General features: G+C 74.6%; 15 protein-coding genes. 6 read left to right on the forward strand and 9 right to left on the reverse strand.

Annotated features, from left to right (window positions below):
- Positions 1-38 precede the first annotated feature (38 nt).
- Positions 39-887 carry an ATP-grasp domain-containing protein gene (locus tag ACZ4SV_RS05450; RefSeq protein ID WP_468001612.1) on the reverse strand — a complete coding sequence of 283 codons (849 nt, stop codon included), beginning with the start codon at positions 885-887 and terminating at the stop codon, positions 39-41.
- 207 nt (positions 888-1094) lie between these two features.
- Here ACZ4SV_RS05450 and ACZ4SV_RS05455 point away from each other — a divergent pair, with 207 nt between their 5' ends.
- The 3 genes from ACZ4SV_RS05455 to ACZ4SV_RS05465 all read left to right on the forward strand — a co-directional run bounded on the left by ACZ4SV_RS05455 (position 1095) and on the right by ACZ4SV_RS05465 (position 5312).
- A complete protein-coding gene (locus ACZ4SV_RS05455) occupies positions 1095-1838 on the forward strand; it encodes a TetR family transcriptional regulator (protein ID WP_365877486.1) in 744 nt (247 codons plus the stop codon).
- A gap of 166 nt (positions 1839-2004) precedes the next feature.
- On the forward strand, positions 2005-2421 hold the full coding sequence (locus tag ACZ4SV_RS05460) for a Zn-ribbon domain-containing OB-fold protein (RefSeq protein ID WP_468001615.1): 417 nt from the start codon (positions 2005-2007) through the stop codon (positions 2419-2421).
- A gap of 134 nt (positions 2422-2555) precedes the next feature.
- Positions 2556-5312, forward strand: a complete 2757-nt coding sequence (locus ACZ4SV_RS05465; RefSeq protein WP_468001617.1) for an alpha/beta hydrolase family protein — start codon at positions 2556-2558, stop codon at positions 5310-5312.
- A gap of 18 nt (positions 5313-5330) precedes the next feature.
- Here the strand turns inward: ACZ4SV_RS05465 and ACZ4SV_RS05470 are convergent, their stop codons facing one another.
- Positions 5331-5717, reverse strand: a complete 387-nt coding sequence (locus tag ACZ4SV_RS05470; protein ID WP_468001619.1) for a PPOX class F420-dependent oxidoreductase — start codon at positions 5715-5717, stop codon at positions 5331-5333.
- A gap of 123 nt (positions 5718-5840) precedes the next feature.
- On the opposite strand from ACZ4SV_RS05470, the gene ACZ4SV_RS05475 reads away from it, so the two are divergent.
- Together ACZ4SV_RS05475 and ACZ4SV_RS05480 are read left to right on the forward strand one after the other, a co-directional pair.
- A complete protein-coding gene (locus tag ACZ4SV_RS05475) occupies positions 5841-6671 on the forward strand; it encodes an SAM-dependent methyltransferase (protein ID WP_468001621.1) in 831 nt (276 codons plus the stop codon).
- 126 nt (positions 6672-6797) lie between these two features.
- Complete coding sequence (locus tag ACZ4SV_RS05480; protein WP_468001623.1) at positions 6798-8165, forward strand: S1 family peptidase; 1368 nt, start codon at positions 6798-6800, stop codon at positions 8163-8165.
- Positions 8166-8259: 94 nt separating this feature from the next.
- Here the strand turns inward: ACZ4SV_RS05480 and ACZ4SV_RS05485 are convergent, their stop codons facing one another.
- The 3 genes from ACZ4SV_RS05485 to ACZ4SV_RS05495 all read right to left on the reverse strand — a co-directional run bounded on the left by ACZ4SV_RS05485 (position 8260) and on the right by ACZ4SV_RS05495 (position 10820).
- Positions 8260-8445 carry a hypothetical protein gene (locus ACZ4SV_RS05485; protein ID WP_365883817.1) on the reverse strand — a complete coding sequence of 62 codons (186 nt, stop codon included), beginning with the start codon at positions 8443-8445 and terminating at the stop codon, positions 8260-8262.
- 138 nt (positions 8446-8583) lie between these two features.
- Positions 8584-9279, reverse strand: coding sequence for a L,D-transpeptidase family protein (locus tag ACZ4SV_RS05490; protein ID WP_397934942.1), 696 nt, complete (start codon positions 9277-9279; stop codon positions 8584-8586).
- A gap of 152 nt (positions 9280-9431) precedes the next feature.
- Complete coding sequence (locus tag ACZ4SV_RS05495; protein ID WP_468001626.1) at positions 9432-10820, reverse strand: aminotransferase-like domain-containing protein; 1389 nt, start codon at positions 10818-10820, stop codon at positions 9432-9434.
- 76 nt (positions 10821-10896) lie between these two features.
- Between ACZ4SV_RS05495 and ACZ4SV_RS05500 the strand changes: the two genes are divergently transcribed.
- Positions 10897-12285, forward strand: a complete 1389-nt coding sequence (locus ACZ4SV_RS05500; protein WP_468001628.1) for a pyridoxal phosphate-dependent decarboxylase family protein — start codon at positions 10897-10899, stop codon at positions 12283-12285.
- An 11-nt stretch (positions 12286-12296) separates the two neighbouring features.
- On the opposite strand, the gene ACZ4SV_RS05505 is transcribed toward ACZ4SV_RS05500, so the two are convergent.
- The 4 genes from ACZ4SV_RS05505 to ACZ4SV_RS05520 form a co-directional block, all read right to left on the reverse strand.
- Positions 12297-13088 carry an SDR family NAD(P)-dependent oxidoreductase gene (locus tag ACZ4SV_RS05505; protein WP_468001630.1) on the reverse strand — a complete coding sequence of 264 codons (792 nt, stop codon included), beginning with the start codon at positions 13086-13088 and terminating at the stop codon, positions 12297-12299.
- An 82-nt stretch (positions 13089-13170) separates the two neighbouring features.
- Complete coding sequence (locus ACZ4SV_RS05510) at positions 13171-14085, reverse strand: SDR family oxidoreductase (protein WP_468001632.1); 915 nt, start codon at positions 14083-14085, stop codon at positions 13171-13173.
- 134 nt (positions 14086-14219) lie between these two features.
- Positions 14220-14849 (reverse strand): MBL fold metallo-hydrolase, encoded by a 630-nt coding sequence (locus ACZ4SV_RS05515; protein WP_468001634.1) that lies wholly within the window; start codon positions 14847-14849, stop codon positions 14220-14222.
- Positions 14849-15937: an S-(hydroxymethyl)mycothiol dehydrogenase gene (locus ACZ4SV_RS05520; RefSeq protein ID WP_397934950.1), complete on the reverse strand. Its 1089-nt coding sequence runs from the start codon at positions 15935-15937 to the stop codon at positions 14849-14851. The genes ACZ4SV_RS05515 and ACZ4SV_RS05520 overlap by 1 nt, the downstream gene beginning before the upstream one ends.
- Positions 15938-16035: the final 98 nt, after the last annotated feature.

Below are 16035 nucleotides of genomic sequence, written 5' to 3' on the forward strand. Positions count from 1 at the left end.
CGGCCATCGCCGGGACCGTCTCGGCGGCCGGCTGCCGGTCACGGGCCGGTCGGGGCGGGGGCTCCCTCGGCGAATCGGCTCAAGGACGCCGTGAACGCGGCGACGAAAGCGTCTCTGGTGTCCTCCGGCAGTGCGTCCAGGGACAGATAAGGGTTCAGGTCCTCCAGTTCGACCAGCAGGAGGCTGCCGTCGGGGGCGCGGCAGGCGTCGACGCGCTGGATGCCGTAGCCGAGGGCGTTCCAGTCGATGAAGCGGCGGGCGAATTCGAGGTCGGCGGCGGTGGCCGCGTACGGCTTCAGCTCCCAGCGGCGGACGGGGTCGGGGGCGTACAGGGCGTACTGGAAGTCGTCGTCGACGAAGTAGAAGGACACCTCGTAGGCGAAGTCGACGCGGGGCTGGACCAGGACGTCGCCGGCGGCGAAGCCGGCGAGCCGGCCGGCCGGGACGATCCGCAGGCCGAGGGAGTCCGCGCCCTGCTTCGGCTTGACCACATAGCGCTCGGCGGCCGGCAGCAGGTGCGCGTCCTCGACACAGCCGACGGTCGGGATCACGGGGCAGCCGGCGGCGGTCAGGTCGAGCAGGTACTGCTTGCCGGCCATGTCCGCCTTCCCGGTGAGCGGGTTGTACACGCGGGCGCCGGTGGCGAGCGCGCGGGCGCGGAAGGCGTCGTACTCCTTCTGATAGCCGAGGACGGGCCCGCTGTTGCGCACGACGACGGCGTCGAAGGCGTCCATCAGGGCCACCGCGTCCGCCGGATGACACAGGGCCAGGTCGAAGCGGTCGCGCAGCCGGGAGGCCAGGTGGACGTCCTCGTCGCCGTAGCGGCGCCCGCGGGCCCGGTACGCCAGGTCGGTGACGTACAGCAGGCGGGGACGGGCGTCGGGCATGCGGGCTCCTCGGGAAGTGGTCCGGCGGCGGAGTGCTCCGGCGACGGTGCAGAGACGGTGCAGAAAGGTTACGCCGCAGGTTACGGCGCCTTTCGTCCACCCCGGTACGCCCGGCGGGCGCGGCCGGACAGCACTCGGTTCCCCCGCGACGCCCCTCGTGCTGCACCGAGTGCCAGGCGACGGGTCCGGGTGCTACGTTCCTCGTCCATGAGCTCCAGCAGCACGGCGCCGGCCGCCCGGCCGCCGATCCGGGACGCCCTGGTGGCGGCGGCCTTCCGGCTCTTCCTGGACCGCGGGTACGAGCAGACCACCGTGGACGACATCGTGGCCCTGGCCGGGGTCGGCCGGCGTTCGTTCTTCCGCTACTTCCCCTCCAAGGAGGACGTGGTCTTCCCCGATCACGAGGGCTGTCTGGCCGAGATGACCGCGTTCCTCGCGGCGAGCGGCCCGGAGCACGAGCCGGTGCGCCGGGTGTGCGACGCGGCCCGGCTGGTGCTGCGGATGTACGCCGAGAACCCGGCCTTCTCCGTGCAGCGCTACCGCATCACCCGCCGGGTGCCGGGGCTGCGCGCCCACGAACTGTCGGTGGTGCGGCGCTACGAGCGCGCGCTCGCCGCGTACCTGCGCGACCGGTTCGCGGGCCGGCCCGACGGGACGCTGCGCGCCGACGTGATCGCGGCCGCGGTGGTCGCCGCGCACAACAACGCGCTGCGCTCCTGGCTGCGTGCGGACGGCGCGGGTGATCCGGGCGCGGCCGTGGACCACGCGCTGGACCATGTGCAGCGGACGTACGCGCGGACGGCGGACGCCCCGGCGGCCGCCGTCTGGGCCGGACCGGGCGGGTCCGGCGCGGCGGGCCGGGACGAGGACGTGGTGGTGCTGGTCTCCCGCCGGGACGCCCCGCTCTGGCGGGTGGTGCGGGAGCTGGAGTCGGTGCTGGACCGCTCCTGACCCCACGCACCCGCCTCGGCCTGATTTCGGGGTACGGAGTGCCTTTACGCGTGACACTGAGTGCCATAACCTGTCGGCGTGCACGGTGGCACGGCAACCGCGCACACGTGTGCCCGGCCCCCCACGGGCATGCGGGATTCCGGCCGAGTGCAGGGAGTTGACCAGCGTGTACCACCACTCAGCAAGCGCCTCGCAGCCGGCGGCCGGGTCCGCGACGGGTGTTCTCGAACCCACCGCCACGGACTCGCGGGACGCCCTCCTCTTCCAGCGCTGCACCTGGTGCGGCACCGCGACGTACCACCGGCTGCTGTGCCCGGTGTGCCAGGGCAGCGAGCTGCACACGGAACGCAGCGAGGGCGTCGGCACGGTCCGCCACTCCACCGTGGTGCACCGCAACACCCCGGCGGCGCGCAATGTGTCGCTGATCGAGATGGCCGAGGGATTCGTCGTCCGCGGCCGGGTGATGGGCCCGCCGGTCGGGATCCACAGCGGCGACCGGGTGCGGCTGTCCACCGCCCAGGACCCGGTGCGCGGCGAACCGGTCTTCCAGTTGCTGGACGAGCCGTACCGGGCCTGGACCTGACCGCCGCCCGCACGACGGTGTGACACATCACCTGCCGCGCACAGGCAACCCACAGCCTTCGCTTTCCATCCTCCGGGAGCGAGGGACGCCCGGGACCACCGGGACGTCCGAGGGACGGGGTTCGAGGAGGAACAGTGGTCCGTGCCCGGCGCATATGGGTGGCCGCCGCCGCGTTGCTCGCGGTGGCGGGGGCATCCCCGGGAGTGGCTGTCGCCGATTCCCGGCCAGCCGCGGGATCAGGCACCTTGGCGGACGGCCCGCCGTTGCCGCCGGGCTGGCGGCTGGCCGGTGACGGCTCGGCACCGCACCTGGTGTGGCGGTCGGGCCGGGCGGTGCCGATGGGTGACGCCCGGGTCGAATTCCGCTCCGGCGGACGGCTGTTGGGCGTGCCGCGGCCGAGCGCCAACGGGCACACCTTCCGGCTGCCGCTGGACGGCCCCGGGGCGAAGCGGCTGCGTGATCTGCAAGTGTGGTCCGGCGGGCGGCGGTTGGACGCGCGCCAGACGCAGGACACCGCGCCGGCGGTCCGGCCGCCGGCCCCGCTGCCGGCGAACGGCGTGGACCCGGGCAAGCCCGGCGCCTACCGCACCAGGACCGGCGAGTACGCGCTGAAGTCGGTACGCCTGCCCGGCCTGCCGGCGCCGGTGGAGATGCGCGCGGTGGTCGTCGCGCCGGTCGGCGCGACCGGCAGGCGCCCGCTGGCACTGTTCCTGCACGGCCGCCACTACACCTGTTACAAGGGAGCGGACATCACCGGCGACTGGCCCTGCGCGGCCGGCAGCAAGCCGGTGCCCAGCCACCGCGGCTATCTGCGGGACCAGCGGCTGCTCGCCTCCCAGGGCTATGTGACGGTGTCCGTCTCCGCGAACGGCGTCAACGGCCAGGACTACGCGGCCGAGGACGGCGGCGCGCAGGCCCGGTCGTCACTGGTGCGGCTGCACCTGGCCCGCTGGGCCGGCTGGGCCGCCCACCCCGAGACCGCGCCGAAGGTGGTCCGCGAGGCACCGCGCGCCGATCTGTCGAAGGTGCTGCTGGTCGGGCACTCCCGGGGCGGCGAGGGCGTCAACCGGGCCGCGCTGGACAGCCTGGCCCCACCGCCCGCCGACCAGGACGGCTACCACGGCCCGGTGCGCTGGACGATCAAGGGCACCGTCCTCATCGGCCCCACCGTCTTCGGCCAGAACCCGGTGCCGGACGTGCCGTCGGTCTCCGTCCTGCCGGGCTGTGACGGCGATGTCTCCGACCTCCAGGGCGAGGTGTACGTCGACGGCACCCGCGGGGTCGGCAACGGCACCGCGCTGCACAGCGCGGTGTACGTGATCGGCGCCGACCACAACTTCTTCAACTCGGAGTGGACGCCGGGCCAGGCCGCGGCCCCCGCCGAGGACGACTTCTCCGACGACCCGCACCACCCCGACCCGGTGTGCGGCAAGCGGGCCGCGACCCGGCTGACCGCCGTCCAGCAGCACCGGGCCGGAGCCACCTACATCGCCGCCGCCGCGCGGCTGTTCCTGGCCGGCGACGACCGGGTGCGGCCGCTGCTGGACGGTTCCGGCAAGCGGGCACCGTCCGCGGACCCGGCGCGGGTGCTGAGCCACGCGGTGGGCGCCCGCCGGGGCGCCGGCTTCCTGCCGGACGGCGCGGTGTCGGTGACCGGCGGCAGGCTGTGCGCCGCGGTCGACCCGAGCCCGGCCAAGAGCTGCCTGGGGCCGGACACCAAGGGCACCTCGCCGCACTTCGCGCAGTGGGAGACCGAGCGGGAGACCGGCCGGCGCGCGGTCGCGCTGCGCTGGACGCGCACCGGCGCCCCGGCCCGGGTGACCCCGCGCGAACCGGTGTCGCTGACGGGTTCCTCGGCGCTGGCGCTGCGGATGTTCGTGCCGCCGAACACGCGGGGCGCGCGGTTCGACGTGTCCCTGACCGACACCTCCGGCAAGAAGGCCAGGCTGGGCCGGATCACGCTGGACGGACTGCCCGGCAGTGAGCGGACCGCCTCCTACTGGGCCCGGGAGGTCCGGGTGCCGCTGTCGCCGGCCGGCCGCGCCGGACTGAAGCTGGGTTCGGTCAAGTCCATGGAACTGACGTCGCGTTCGGCGTCCGGGCGGGCCTGGCTCATGGACGCCTGGGGCTGGCGGCCCGGGACGCCCGCGGTGCGCGCGGAGGCGCTGCCGCGGGTGGACGTCGGCCGGACGACCGTGGACGAGGGCGACTCGGGCACGCGCACCTACCGGGTCCCGGTGCAGGTGACGGGCCGGGGCGGCAGCGGCCGGGTCCGGGTGTACGTCCTGGACCCGGCGACCGGGCGGACCACGGACCGGCTGGTGACGGTGCGTCCGGGCGGCCAGGACGTCGACGTGCCGGTCCAGGTGACGGGCAACACCCGCTACGGCACCGACGTGTCTCACGACGTGCTGGTCAAGGCGGTCCGGGGCGCGCGGGTCGGCTCCTACCGGGGCGGGGTCACCGTGCACGACGACGACCCGGCGCCCACGATGACCGTCACGCCCGTCGCCGGCAAGGTGACCGAGGGGAAGACGCTCACCTGGCGCCTGTCGCTGTCGGAGCCGGTGGACGTCGACCTCGGCGCCCTGTTCGAGGTCGCGCCGGCCACCGCTCCGGAGCTGTCCACCAAGGACGTGCCGGCCGGCTGGCTGAAGGACATGACGGGTGAGAAGCCCGATCCCGAGCGTGCCCTGTCCAAGCTGTCCGGGCTCTACCTGTGGGCGGACATCCCGGCCGGCCGCACCAGCGCGGACATCACCGTGCCCACGGTCAAGGACCGGGTCCGGGAGGCCACGGAGTCGGTGCGGTTCCGGCAGACCGACCTGGGCACCGGCGAGCCGCAGGCCGGCGGGCTGGAGCTGACGGGTTCGGTGCTGGACGCGTCGTAGGACGCCCCCGGGTGGCCCTCACGGACCGAGGGTCACCCGGATGCCGACCGTGCCGGCCGTGCCGCGGCGGAGCCGGCTGCCCAGCAGGCTGAGCCGGCCGAGGACGCCGTACTTGCGGGCGATCAGCTTGCGGTAGCGGGCGGTGGTGGCCGCGTCGGTGATCTCGGCGGTGGCGGGCCGCTGATCGCCGGTCGGGTTGCCGCGCAGGTCGCACGGGCCGACGAGGACGTCGGGCCGGCGCCGGACCCGCTTGACCTTCCCGCTGCCGGCGGCGGTCCACACCCCGAGGCGGTCGCCGTCCCGGACCACCCACACCGGGGTGGCGACGGGCGTGCCGTTCCTGCGGTAGCTGGTCAGCAGCAGATACTTGCCGGAACCGAGCCGGTCGAGCCGCGTGTCGTCCATGTCCGCAGTGTAAGGGCCGGTCAAATTCCAGGTCGGGCCGTGAGGATCGGCTCGGCCGTCTAGATTTCCTAGCGCACGGTGTACCTCCCGTCAGGCATCCCTCAGGCACAGGAGCTGACTCACGTGACCGACAACCCGGCGGCCGCCGGCGACCTGGCCGCGTCGCTGCGCGCCCGCGTCGACACCAGCCGGCCGCACACCGCCCGGATCTGGAACTACTGGCTCGGCGGCAAGGACTACTACGAGGCCGACCGCGCGGCCGGCGACCAGATCCGCCGGCTGCACCCCGGCATCGGGGACTACGCGCGCGCCGACCGGCTCTTCCTCGGCCGCGCGGTGCGCCATCTGGTCGGCGAGGCCGGCATCCGGCAGTTCCTGGACATCGGCACCGGGCTGCCCACGGCCGACAACACGCACGAGGTGGCGCAGCGGATCGCACCGGAGTCCCGGATCGTGTACGTCGACAACGACCCGCTGGTCCTCGCGCACGCGCGCGCCCTGCTGACGAGCACGCCCGAGGGCCGCACCGACTATCTGGACGAGGACCTGCGCAACGTCGACGCGATCCTCGAACAGGCCGCGCGGACCCTGGACTTCGGCGAACCGGTGGCCCTGATACTGCTCGGCGTGGTCATCTTCATCGGCGACGACGAGGACCCGTACGGCCTGGTGCGGCAGTTGACGGACCGGCTGCCGGCGGGCAGCCATCTGGTGCTGTCGCACACCGTCACCAGCCCGTCCATGCCGGACGTGGACGAGGCCGTGGCGTTCTGGAACGAGCACGGCACACCGCGGCTCACCCAGCGCACGCCCGCCGGTGTGGCCCGGTTCTTCGACGGCCTGGAGCTGCTGGAGCCGGGCGTGGTGTCCTGCTCGCGGTGGCGGCCCGGGCCGGACGCCGGGGCCGCGCCGGAGGAGGTCGCCATGTTCGGCGGGGTGGCCCGCATGAACTGAGCGGCCGGCGCCGGTGAACACCCGTGCCGCGCACGCCGTATGGAGGAGCGGGCCGTCGACGTACCGGGGGCCCCGCGGTGCCCGGTGCGGGCACCGCGCGGTCGGGTTCGGCTTCGGGAGCCTTCCATGCGGCACGCACGACGACGGGTCGTCCGGCGAGTGACACGGCTGGCGGCGGCCGGCGGACTCCTCCTGGGGAGCGCCATGACCGCCCAGGCGGCCCTCGCGCGTGCGCCTGCGCCGGCCGTCGCCGGTGTCCTGCGCGCCCCGGACGGCACCGGCGCCGCGCTGGTGGCGCGGCTGGGTACCGCCCGTACGGCGGGCAGTTGGCTCGGCGCCGACGGGCGTCCGGTCGTGGCGGTGACCGACGCGGCGGCGGCGCGGGCGGTGCGCCGGGCCGGGGCCGGCGCGCGGATCGTGACGCACAGCATGGACGAGCTGAAGTCGGCGGCGGCGGCGCTGCGTTCGGCGCCGCGGGTGCCGGGCACGGCCTGGGCGGTGGACTACCGCGCCAACCGGGTCGTGGTCCGCGCCGACCGCACGGTGTCCGCCGGGGACTGGTCCCGGCTGAGCCGGGTCGCCGGCCGGATCGGCTCCTTCGTGCACATGGAACGGACGAACGGCGCGTTCACCACGCGGCTGAACGGCGCGCAGCCCATCCTGTCGGCCGGCGGGCGCTGCTCGGCCGGGTTCAACGTCACCGACGGGCGCTCCGACTTCATCCTCACGGCCGGGCACTGCGGGGACACCGGGGCCGCCTGGTTCGCCGGCGGCCCGGGCGGCCGGCCGCTCGGCACCACCGTGAACAGCTCTTTCCCGGGCGGGGACTTCTCGCTCGTGCGGTACGCCGGCGGCACCGCCGGCGCGGGCGCCGACGTGGTGGCGGTGGGCGGCGGCAAGGGCGTGCGGATCACCGGGGCGGCCGATCCGGCGGTCGGGCAGCGGGTGTTCCGCAGCGGCAGCACCAGCGGGCTGCACGACGGCCGGGTCACCGCGCTGGACGCGACCGTCAACTACCCGGAGGGCACGGTCACCGGGCTGATCGAGACCACGGTGTGCGCCGAACCGGGCGACAGCGGCGGCCCGTTGTTCTCCGAGGGCGTGGCGCTGGGCGTCACCTCGGGCGGCAACGGGGACTGCGCGGCGGGCGGGACGACGTTCTTCCAGCCGGTGACCAAGGCGCTGTCGGCGCTCGGGGTCCGGCTGATCGTGCCGGGGCCCGCCGCGGGCGGCGCCCGGGAAGGCTCGCCCGCCCGGTCGGCTCCGGCGGACCAGGGCGCGCGGGCGCCCGGCACGGCCTCGCCGGGTTCCTCGGCGCCGGTGACGGGCGGGCCGGGCGGCACCCCGCTGGCCCGGCTGGTCGACACCCGGAACGTCGGGCCGGGGCTGTTGGTGGTCGCGGGCAGTCTGATCGCGCTGGTCGCCACCCGGTACCTGCGGGCCGAGCAGGACCGCAAGGCCTACCGGCGGCACTATTCGGCGACCTGGGGCTGACCGGGCGCCGGGGCGCGGCGGGGAGGACGAGAAGAGGACACCCGTGCGGTGACACGGGTGCCCTCCACGGTACGGCGTGGTGCGCGCGGGCCGGTCAGGCTGCCCGGTGCGACCGCGGGGCCGCGGCGGCCCACTCCAGCACGAGGCGCTGGTACTCCGCGCGCTGCTCGGTGGTCAGAGTCCCGCCCGACCGGCGCCACAGGGCCCGGATCTCCTCGTTGACCTCCGCGGCCGATCGCTCGGAGACGGGTTCAACAGTGGTGGACATGCTGTGAAGCATATGCCGAGCGACGTGAAGGCGATGTGAGTAAGTACCCGCGATACGGACATTCCGGACCGTGTTACTCATCACGTCAAGGTGTCAACCGGAAACGGCACGTCCGTTCCCGGTGCCACCCGCCGCCCCGGCGCCGCGGACTCAGGTGCCGGGCTTGCGGCCGTAGACGAAGACGTCGTCGCCGTTCCTCAGCAGCGACCAGTACTTCTTGGCGACCGTCTTCGTCATGTTGACGCAGCCGTGCGAGCCCGGCGGGTTCCACATGCTCAGGCCGACCGAGTGGAAGGCCTGCCCGCCGTCGAAGAACTGGCTGTAGGGCATCGGCACGTCGTAGACGGACGAGACGTGGTCGATGTCCCGCCAGTAGATCTTCTTCAGGCCGGTGCGGGTCTCGAAGCCGTCGCGGCCGGTGCGCACCGGCACCGGGCCGTAGACCAGCCGGCCGCCGTCCTGGATCCAGCTGAGCTGGAGCGTGAGGTTCACGCAGGCGATCCGGCCCTTGTTCACCGGGCACTTGCCGTCCTTGTTCGGCTTCTTCCCGACGGCCTTCTGCTTGTTCATGAGGTCCATCACGCCCCAGGTGACAGGCCCGGCATAGCCGATGTTCGGCGTGATGCCGTGCTTGTTCTGGAACGCCTGGACCGCCTTGCAGTCGCCGGCGGACTGCCTGCCGTCGACCGGCCGGCCCAGGAACTTCTCCACCTGCTTCTGGTACGGCCCCGTGCGCGTCGTACAGCTCGCGGCCTGTGCCGGTGCGGCGGTGAGGGCGAGCGCGAGCGGCGCCACCAGTCCCGTGACACCCAGCGCGACGACGCCTCTTGTGCGTATGCCCCCCATGGCGGCCTCTCTCCTTCTTTCCGGTTCTCCGGTGGTTCGCCCGGTCCTCCCCGGGTGCCTTCCTGCGCGCATTCCCGCGGTCTCGGACTACTAGACCGGGCCGGTGAGGGCATGGTTGTGTTTCCGGTCAGGCTGTGACGAAACGGTGAAGTTCAGACCGTACAACACGCCCGGAGCAGCTCGACCGCCCGGGTCAGGGTCTCCGGAGTCGCCGTGAACGGCAGCCGCAGATGCCGGGTCAGGGTGGTGCGGTCGGCGGCGAAGCGGGGGCCCGGGGTGAGGGCGAGACCGCGGGCGGCGGCGCGGGCGGCGAGGTCCGTGGCGCGCGGGCCGGTGCCGTCCAGACGCAGCCACAGGGTCAGTCCGCCCGCCGGGACGGTGTACGTCCAGCCGGTGCCGGCGAGCAGCCCGGCGAGGTGGTCGCGCTGGGCGCGCAGCCGGGCACGCCGGTCGGCGAGCAGGTCCGGCAGCGGCGCGCCGAGCAGTTCGGCGGCGATGAGCTGCTCCAGGGGCGGCGGCGCGAGCTGGGCCTGGAGCGGGTTCAGCCGCAGTTGCCGTACCAGCTCCGCGGTGGCCCGGAGCCAGCCGACCCTGAGGCCGCTCCACAGCGTCTTGCTCGTGGAGCCGATCTGGATGACCCGGGCGCCGGCGAGGTGTGGCTCGGTGCCGGGCGGTGTCCGCAGGTCCAGCTCGCGCATGGTCTCGTCGGCGATGACGGTCAGCTCGTGGCGGTCGGCGAGCGCGGCGACCGCGCGGCGGGTGGCGGTGTCCATGTGGGCGCCGGTCGGGTTGTGGAAGTCCGGGACCAGATAGGCGAGGCGTGGACGGTGCCGGCGCACGGTGGCGGCCAGGTGCGCGGTGTCCCAACCGTCCGGGGTGGTGACCGGGAGGGGCAGCAGGCGGGCCCGGCGGGCGCGCAGTACGGCGAGGGCGCCGGGGTAGGCGGGGTTCTCCACTAGCACGGGCGCGGTGCGGTCGGTGTGCAGCTGGTCCAGGAGCAGCGTCAGGGCGGCCTGGGCGCCGGCGGTGACCAGGATCTGTTCGGGCCGGGTGGCCAGGCCGGCCCGGGTGTAGCGGTCGGCCAGCAGGGCGCGCAGCCGGGGCAGGCCGGCCGTGGCGGTGCCGGAGTCCACGAGCAGGGGCCCGCTCAGCTCGGCGGCGCGGGCCAGGGCGGCCCGGTAGGCGTCGTGGGGTGCGGCGGTCACCGCCAGGGTGAGGTCGAGGTCGGCGCCGGGGGCACCGCCCCGGTCGAGGGACCAGGGGCTGGTGCGTTCGGTGAGGCGGGCGGGCAGCCGTACGGCGCTGCCGCTGCCGTGCCGGGTGCGCAGCCAGCCGTCGGCGCGCAGCAGGCTGAGCGCGGCGACCACCGTGCCCCGGCTCAGGCGCAGGGTGCGGGCCAGTTCCCGTTCCGAGGGCAGCCGGGTGCCGGCCGGGAGCCGGCCGTCGATCACGGCCTCCCGGACCGCCGCGGCCAGGGCGCGGGCGAGCGGTTCGGAGCGGGTGCGCCAGTCGCCGAGCGCGGCGACGAATCCAGTGTCCACCGGTCCATTTTTACCGGTCCACTCCGTCCGAAGTGGACCAGGCGCGGGAGGTGCCCCGCGGCCTAGGCTGCGGCGCATGGACCCCACGCTCGCCGGTGATCTCGCCCGGCTCCCCGCACTGCTCCAGGCCGCCCGTGACCTCGCCGCCCGGGAGGTGGCGGAGCTGGCCGTCCGGCCGGTCGCCGCGCCCGGCCGGACCCCGGACCGCGCTCCGCTGCCGGCCGGCGGCGTGGGCGGCGAGGCGGCCCTCGCGCACTTCGCCGAGCGGTGGGCGCCCGGTTTCTCCGGTTCGGCCGGACCGCGCTACCTCGGCTTCGTCACCGGCGGCGCGACGCCCGCCTCCGTCGCCGGCGACTGGCTGACCTCCGCGTTCGACCAGAACCTGTCCGGTGCGGGCGGTTCCTGGGCGCAGGAGCTGGAGCGGGAGACGGTGGCGTGGCTGCGCGAGCTGTTCGGGCTGGGCGAGGCGCACAGCGGGGCGTTCGTGACCGGCGCGACCATGTCCAACACGGTCGGGCTGGCCATCGGCCGCCAGTGGGCCGGCGAACGGCTGGGCGTGGACGTCTCCCGGCAGGGCACCGCGGCGCTGGGCCCGCTCGACGTGCTCTCGGGCAGCCCGCACTCCAGCATCGCGAAGGCCATGTCCGTGCTGGGTCTCGGCCGGGACCGGCTGCGGCCGGTGCCGCTGCTGCCGGGCGGCCGGGAGGCCGTCGACGTGGGCGCGCTGGAGGCGGCGCTGGCCGAGCGGGCCGGCCGGCCGGTGCTCGTCGTCGCCAACGCGGGCACCGTGAACACGGTCGACTTCGACGATCTGCGGGCGATCGCCGCGCTGAAGGAGCGGTACGACTTCTGGCTGCACGTGGACGGGGCGTTCGGCGCGTTCGCCGCGCTCTGCCCGGAACACGCCGCGCTGGTCGACGGGCTGGACGCGGCCGACTCGGTCTGCGTGGACCTGCACAAGTGGCTCAACGTGCCCTATGACGCGGCCGTCCAGTTCACCCGGCGCCCGGACCTCCAGGTGGAGGTGTTCCACAACGCGTCGCCGTACCTGGGCGTGCCGGAGGGCGAACCGGAGTTCCTGCATCTGACCCCGGAGAACTCGCGCCGGCTGCGGGCCCTGCCGGCCTGGTTCTCGCTGGTGGCGTACGGGCGGGCCGGGCACCGGGAGATCGTGGCGCGCAACGTGGCCCTGGCCCGCCGGCTCGGCGCGGGCATCGAGGCGCTGCCGGGCCTGCGGCTGCTGGCCCCGGTGCGGCTCAACGTGGTCTGCTTCACCCTGGCCGCGGACCCGTCGCGGGAGCGGGTGGCGGAACTGGCCCGGGCGGTCGCCGCGTCCGGCGAGGCGTATGTGACACCGACGGTGTACGACGGGGTGCCCGCACTGCGCGCGGCGTTCAGCAACTGGCGGACCACTCAGGCCGACACCGACCGGGTGCTGAAGGTGCTGGCGGCGGCCTCCGGGTGAGGGCTCCGGGGTCAGGGGGCGCGCCGGACCGCCGCGCGGAATCCGGTGTGGACGGCGGTGAGGCCGCCGTCGACGACGAGGGTGGTGCCGGTGATCCAGGCGGCGTCGCGCGAGGCGAGGAAGGCGACCGCGGCGGCGACGTCCTCCGGTTCGCCGACCCGGCCGAGCGGGTACAGGCCGCGCACCGCGTCCAGGTCGTCCTCCCGGCCCTCCCACGCGGAGGTGCGGACGGTGCCCGGCACCACGAGGTTGACCCGGACGCCTCTGGGCGCCGCGTGCCCGGCGAGGGTCCGGGTGAGCGAGCCGAGGCCGGCCTTGGCGGCGCTGTAGGCGTGGTTGCCGAAGTCCTGGAGGCCGTTGACGGAGCCGATGCTCACGATGGCCCCGCGTCCGGAGGCGGCGAGGTGGGGCAGGGCGGCCCGGCAGCAGCGGTGCGCGCCGGTGAGCGTGACGTCCAGGTCGCGCGCCCACACCTCGTCGGGGTCCTCCTCGAAGAGCGGGACGTCCGGGCTGCACTGGGCGGCGCAGTTGACCAGCACGTCGAGCGACCCGAAGACGGTGACGGCGCGGGCGACGGCCGCCTCGACGGCGGCGCGGGCGGCCACGTCGCAGCCGAACGCCTCGGCGGCCAGGCCCCGCCGGCGCAGTCCGGCGGCGGTCCGTTCGGCCTCGGGCAGGTCCCGGTCGGTCACCAGGACCCGGCCGCCCTCCTCGGCGAGCCGCCGGGCGACGGCGGCACCGATGCCACGGCCGGCGCCCGTGACGAGAACTCCGTGCCCTGCAAAGCGGGTGGGATCGGTCATGCGCCGACGGTACGTCCCGACGGGCCCCGTTTCACCGCCGCTGCACGAGCTTTCCTCACCACCGGACGCCCCACCGCCGGTCTCACCGGTAGCCGGTGACGTCCGCCGGGCCGCCCGCCTCCTGTACCTCGGTCAGGTACCGCCAGGCGTCCGGCCGGCTGCCGTCGAGGTCGGTGAAGCCGTAGGTCCGGGCGAGGCCGCCGCTGGACAGGGACTGGCCGTTGAACCGGGCCACATCCGGGTCTGCGGCGAGCGCGGCGACGGCGCGGCCGGTGAAGCGCGGGGTCTCGGAGATGGCGAAGTGGGGTTCGCGGGCCAGGGCGTCCCGCCAGTTCTCCTCGCGGACGCCGTACGCGTCGAGCATGATCTCCGAGCGCATCCAGCCGGGCGTCAGGGCCACCGCCGTCGCCCCGCGCGGGCCGAGTTCGTGACCCAGGGCGAAGGCCATGCGCAGCACGGACGCCTTGGCGAGGTCGTAGAAGAAGTTCACGCGGTAGGTGTCGCGGTTGTGCTCGGCGGTGCCGTCGGTGACCTCCACGACCAGGCCGCCGGGCCGGCGCAGCAGCAGCGGCAGGGCGTAGTGGCTGGTGACGGCGTGGGTCTCGACCGCGAGACGGAGCAGCCGCAGCCCGTTGTCCAGGTCGTGCTCCCACACGGGCGTGTCCCACTCGAAGAGCTTCTCGCCGCCCCAGATGTCGTTGACGAGCACGTCGAGGCGGCCCTGCTCGTCCGCGATACGGTCCACCAGATGCCGTACGGCGGTCCGGTCGAGGTGGTCGGCCGGTACGGCGATGCCCCGGCCGCCGGCCGCGGTGACGAGGTCGGCGGTGTCCTCGATGGTCTCCGGGCGGTCGTACTCGGAGCGGCGGGCCCGGGTGCTGCGGCCCGAGACGTACACGGTGGCGCCGGCCGCGCCGAGTTCCACGGCGATGCCCCGGCCCGCGCCCCGGGTCGCCCCGGCGACCAGCGCCACCTTGCCGTCCAGTGGTCCTGTCATGTCCTGCCTCCCGTGCGGTGCGTGTGCTGCCGTGACCCACCCTCACCGGGAAACCGGACATCTTCTGTCGGCTTTCCCGGGCGGGATGTCGGCCGGCCGCCGCGGGCGCGGGACGGGACGGGACTTGCGCGGTCTCAGTGTCCGCGGGCGATCCATTCGTCCAGGTGGGGAGCCTCGGCGCCGATGGTCGTGGCGTCGCCGTGGCCGGTGAGGACCTTGGTCGCGGGCGGGAGGGTGAGGAGGCGGTCGCGGACCGAGTCGATGATCGTCGGGAAGTGCGAGTAGGAGCGCCCGGTGGCACCCGGGCCGCCCTGGAAGAGGGTGTCGCCGGTGAACACGGTGCCGAGCCCGGGGTCGTACAGGCAGACGGCGCCCGGGGCGTGGCCGGGGGTGTGCAGGACGGTGAGGTCGGCGCCGGCCGCCTCGATGACCTGGCCGTCCAGGAGGTGCCGGTCGGGGTCGCGGTCCGGGTGGGTCTGCCGCCACAACGGCAGGTCGTCGGGGTGCAGCCAGATGGTGGCGCCGGTGCGGTCGGCGAGGGCCGGGGCGGCGTTGACGTGGTCGTTGTGGGCGTGCGTGCACACGATGGCGGTCAGCCGCCGGTCTCCGACGGCACGGGCGATGGCCTCGGCGTCGTGCGCGGCGTCGATGACGATCACCTCGCGTTCGTCGCCGACGAGCCACACGTTGTTCTCGACGTCCCAGGTTCCGCCGTCGAGGGTGAACTGGCCGCTGGTGACGAGGCGTTCGATGCGGGCGGCCATCAGAGCACCACCACCGAGCGCAGCACGTCACCGTGGTGCATCCGCTCGAACGCCTGCTCCACCTCGTCCAGTCGGACCGTCTCGGTGACGAACGCGTCGAGCGGCAGGCGGCCTTGCAGGTGCAGGTCGATCAGCATCGGGAAGTCACGGGTGGGCAGGCAGTCGCCGTACCAGCTTGACTTCAGGGCGCCGCCGCGGCCGAAGACGTCCAGCAGGGGCAGTTCGAGCCGCATCTCGGGCGTGGGGACGCCGACGAGGACGACGGTGCCGGCGAGGTCACGGGCGTAGAAGGCCTGCCGGTAGGTCTCCGGGCGGCCGACGGCCTCGATGACGACGTCGGCGCCGAAGCCGCCGGTCAGCTCGCGGACCGCCTCCACCGGGTCGGTGTCCCGGGAGTTGACGGTGTGGGTGGCGCCCAGCGTGCGCGCCTTGGCCAGCTTGCTGTCGTCGATGTCCACGGCGATGATCCGTGCCGCGCCGGCCAGGTTCGCCCCGGCGACGGCCGCGCCGCCGACACCACCGCAGCCGATGACGGCGACCGAGTCGCCGCGGCCGACGTTCCCGGTGTTGATCGCGGCGCCGATGCCGGCCATCACACCGCAGCCGAGGAGGCCGGCCACCGCCGGGGAGACGGCCGGGTCGACCTTGGTGCACTGGCCCGCCGCGACGAGCGTCTTCTCGGCGAAGGCGCCGATGCCGAGGGCCGGCGACAGCTCCTGGCCGGTGGCGGCGAGGGTCATCTTCTGCCGGGCGTTGTGGGTGTCGAAGCAGTACCAGGGCCGGCCGCGCAGGCAGGCCCGGCACTGGCCGCACACGGCCCGCCAGTTGAGGATGACGAAGTCGCCGGGGGCGACGTCGGTGACGCCCGCGCCGACCGACTCCACGACGCCGGCCGCCTCGTGGCCGAGCAGGAAGGGGAAGTCGTCGGAGATGCCGCCCTGCTTGTAGTGCAGATCGGTGTGACAGACCCCGCAGGCCTGGACGCGTACGACGGCTTCGCCGGGGCCCGGGTCCGGCACCACGATCGTCTCGATCCGCACGGGCTCGTTCTTGCCCGGTGCGATCACTCCGCGTACTTCCTGCGCCATGGACTGGTCCCTTCGTCGAATGCCTGCACGGCCGACCCTACGCGGGAGTGATCCCCGGCGGGACGGGCCACGGGGGCGTTCGTGGATCTTTCCGGACG

The sequence above is a fragment of the Streptomyces sp. NPDC027672 genome, from assembly GCF_055566335.1.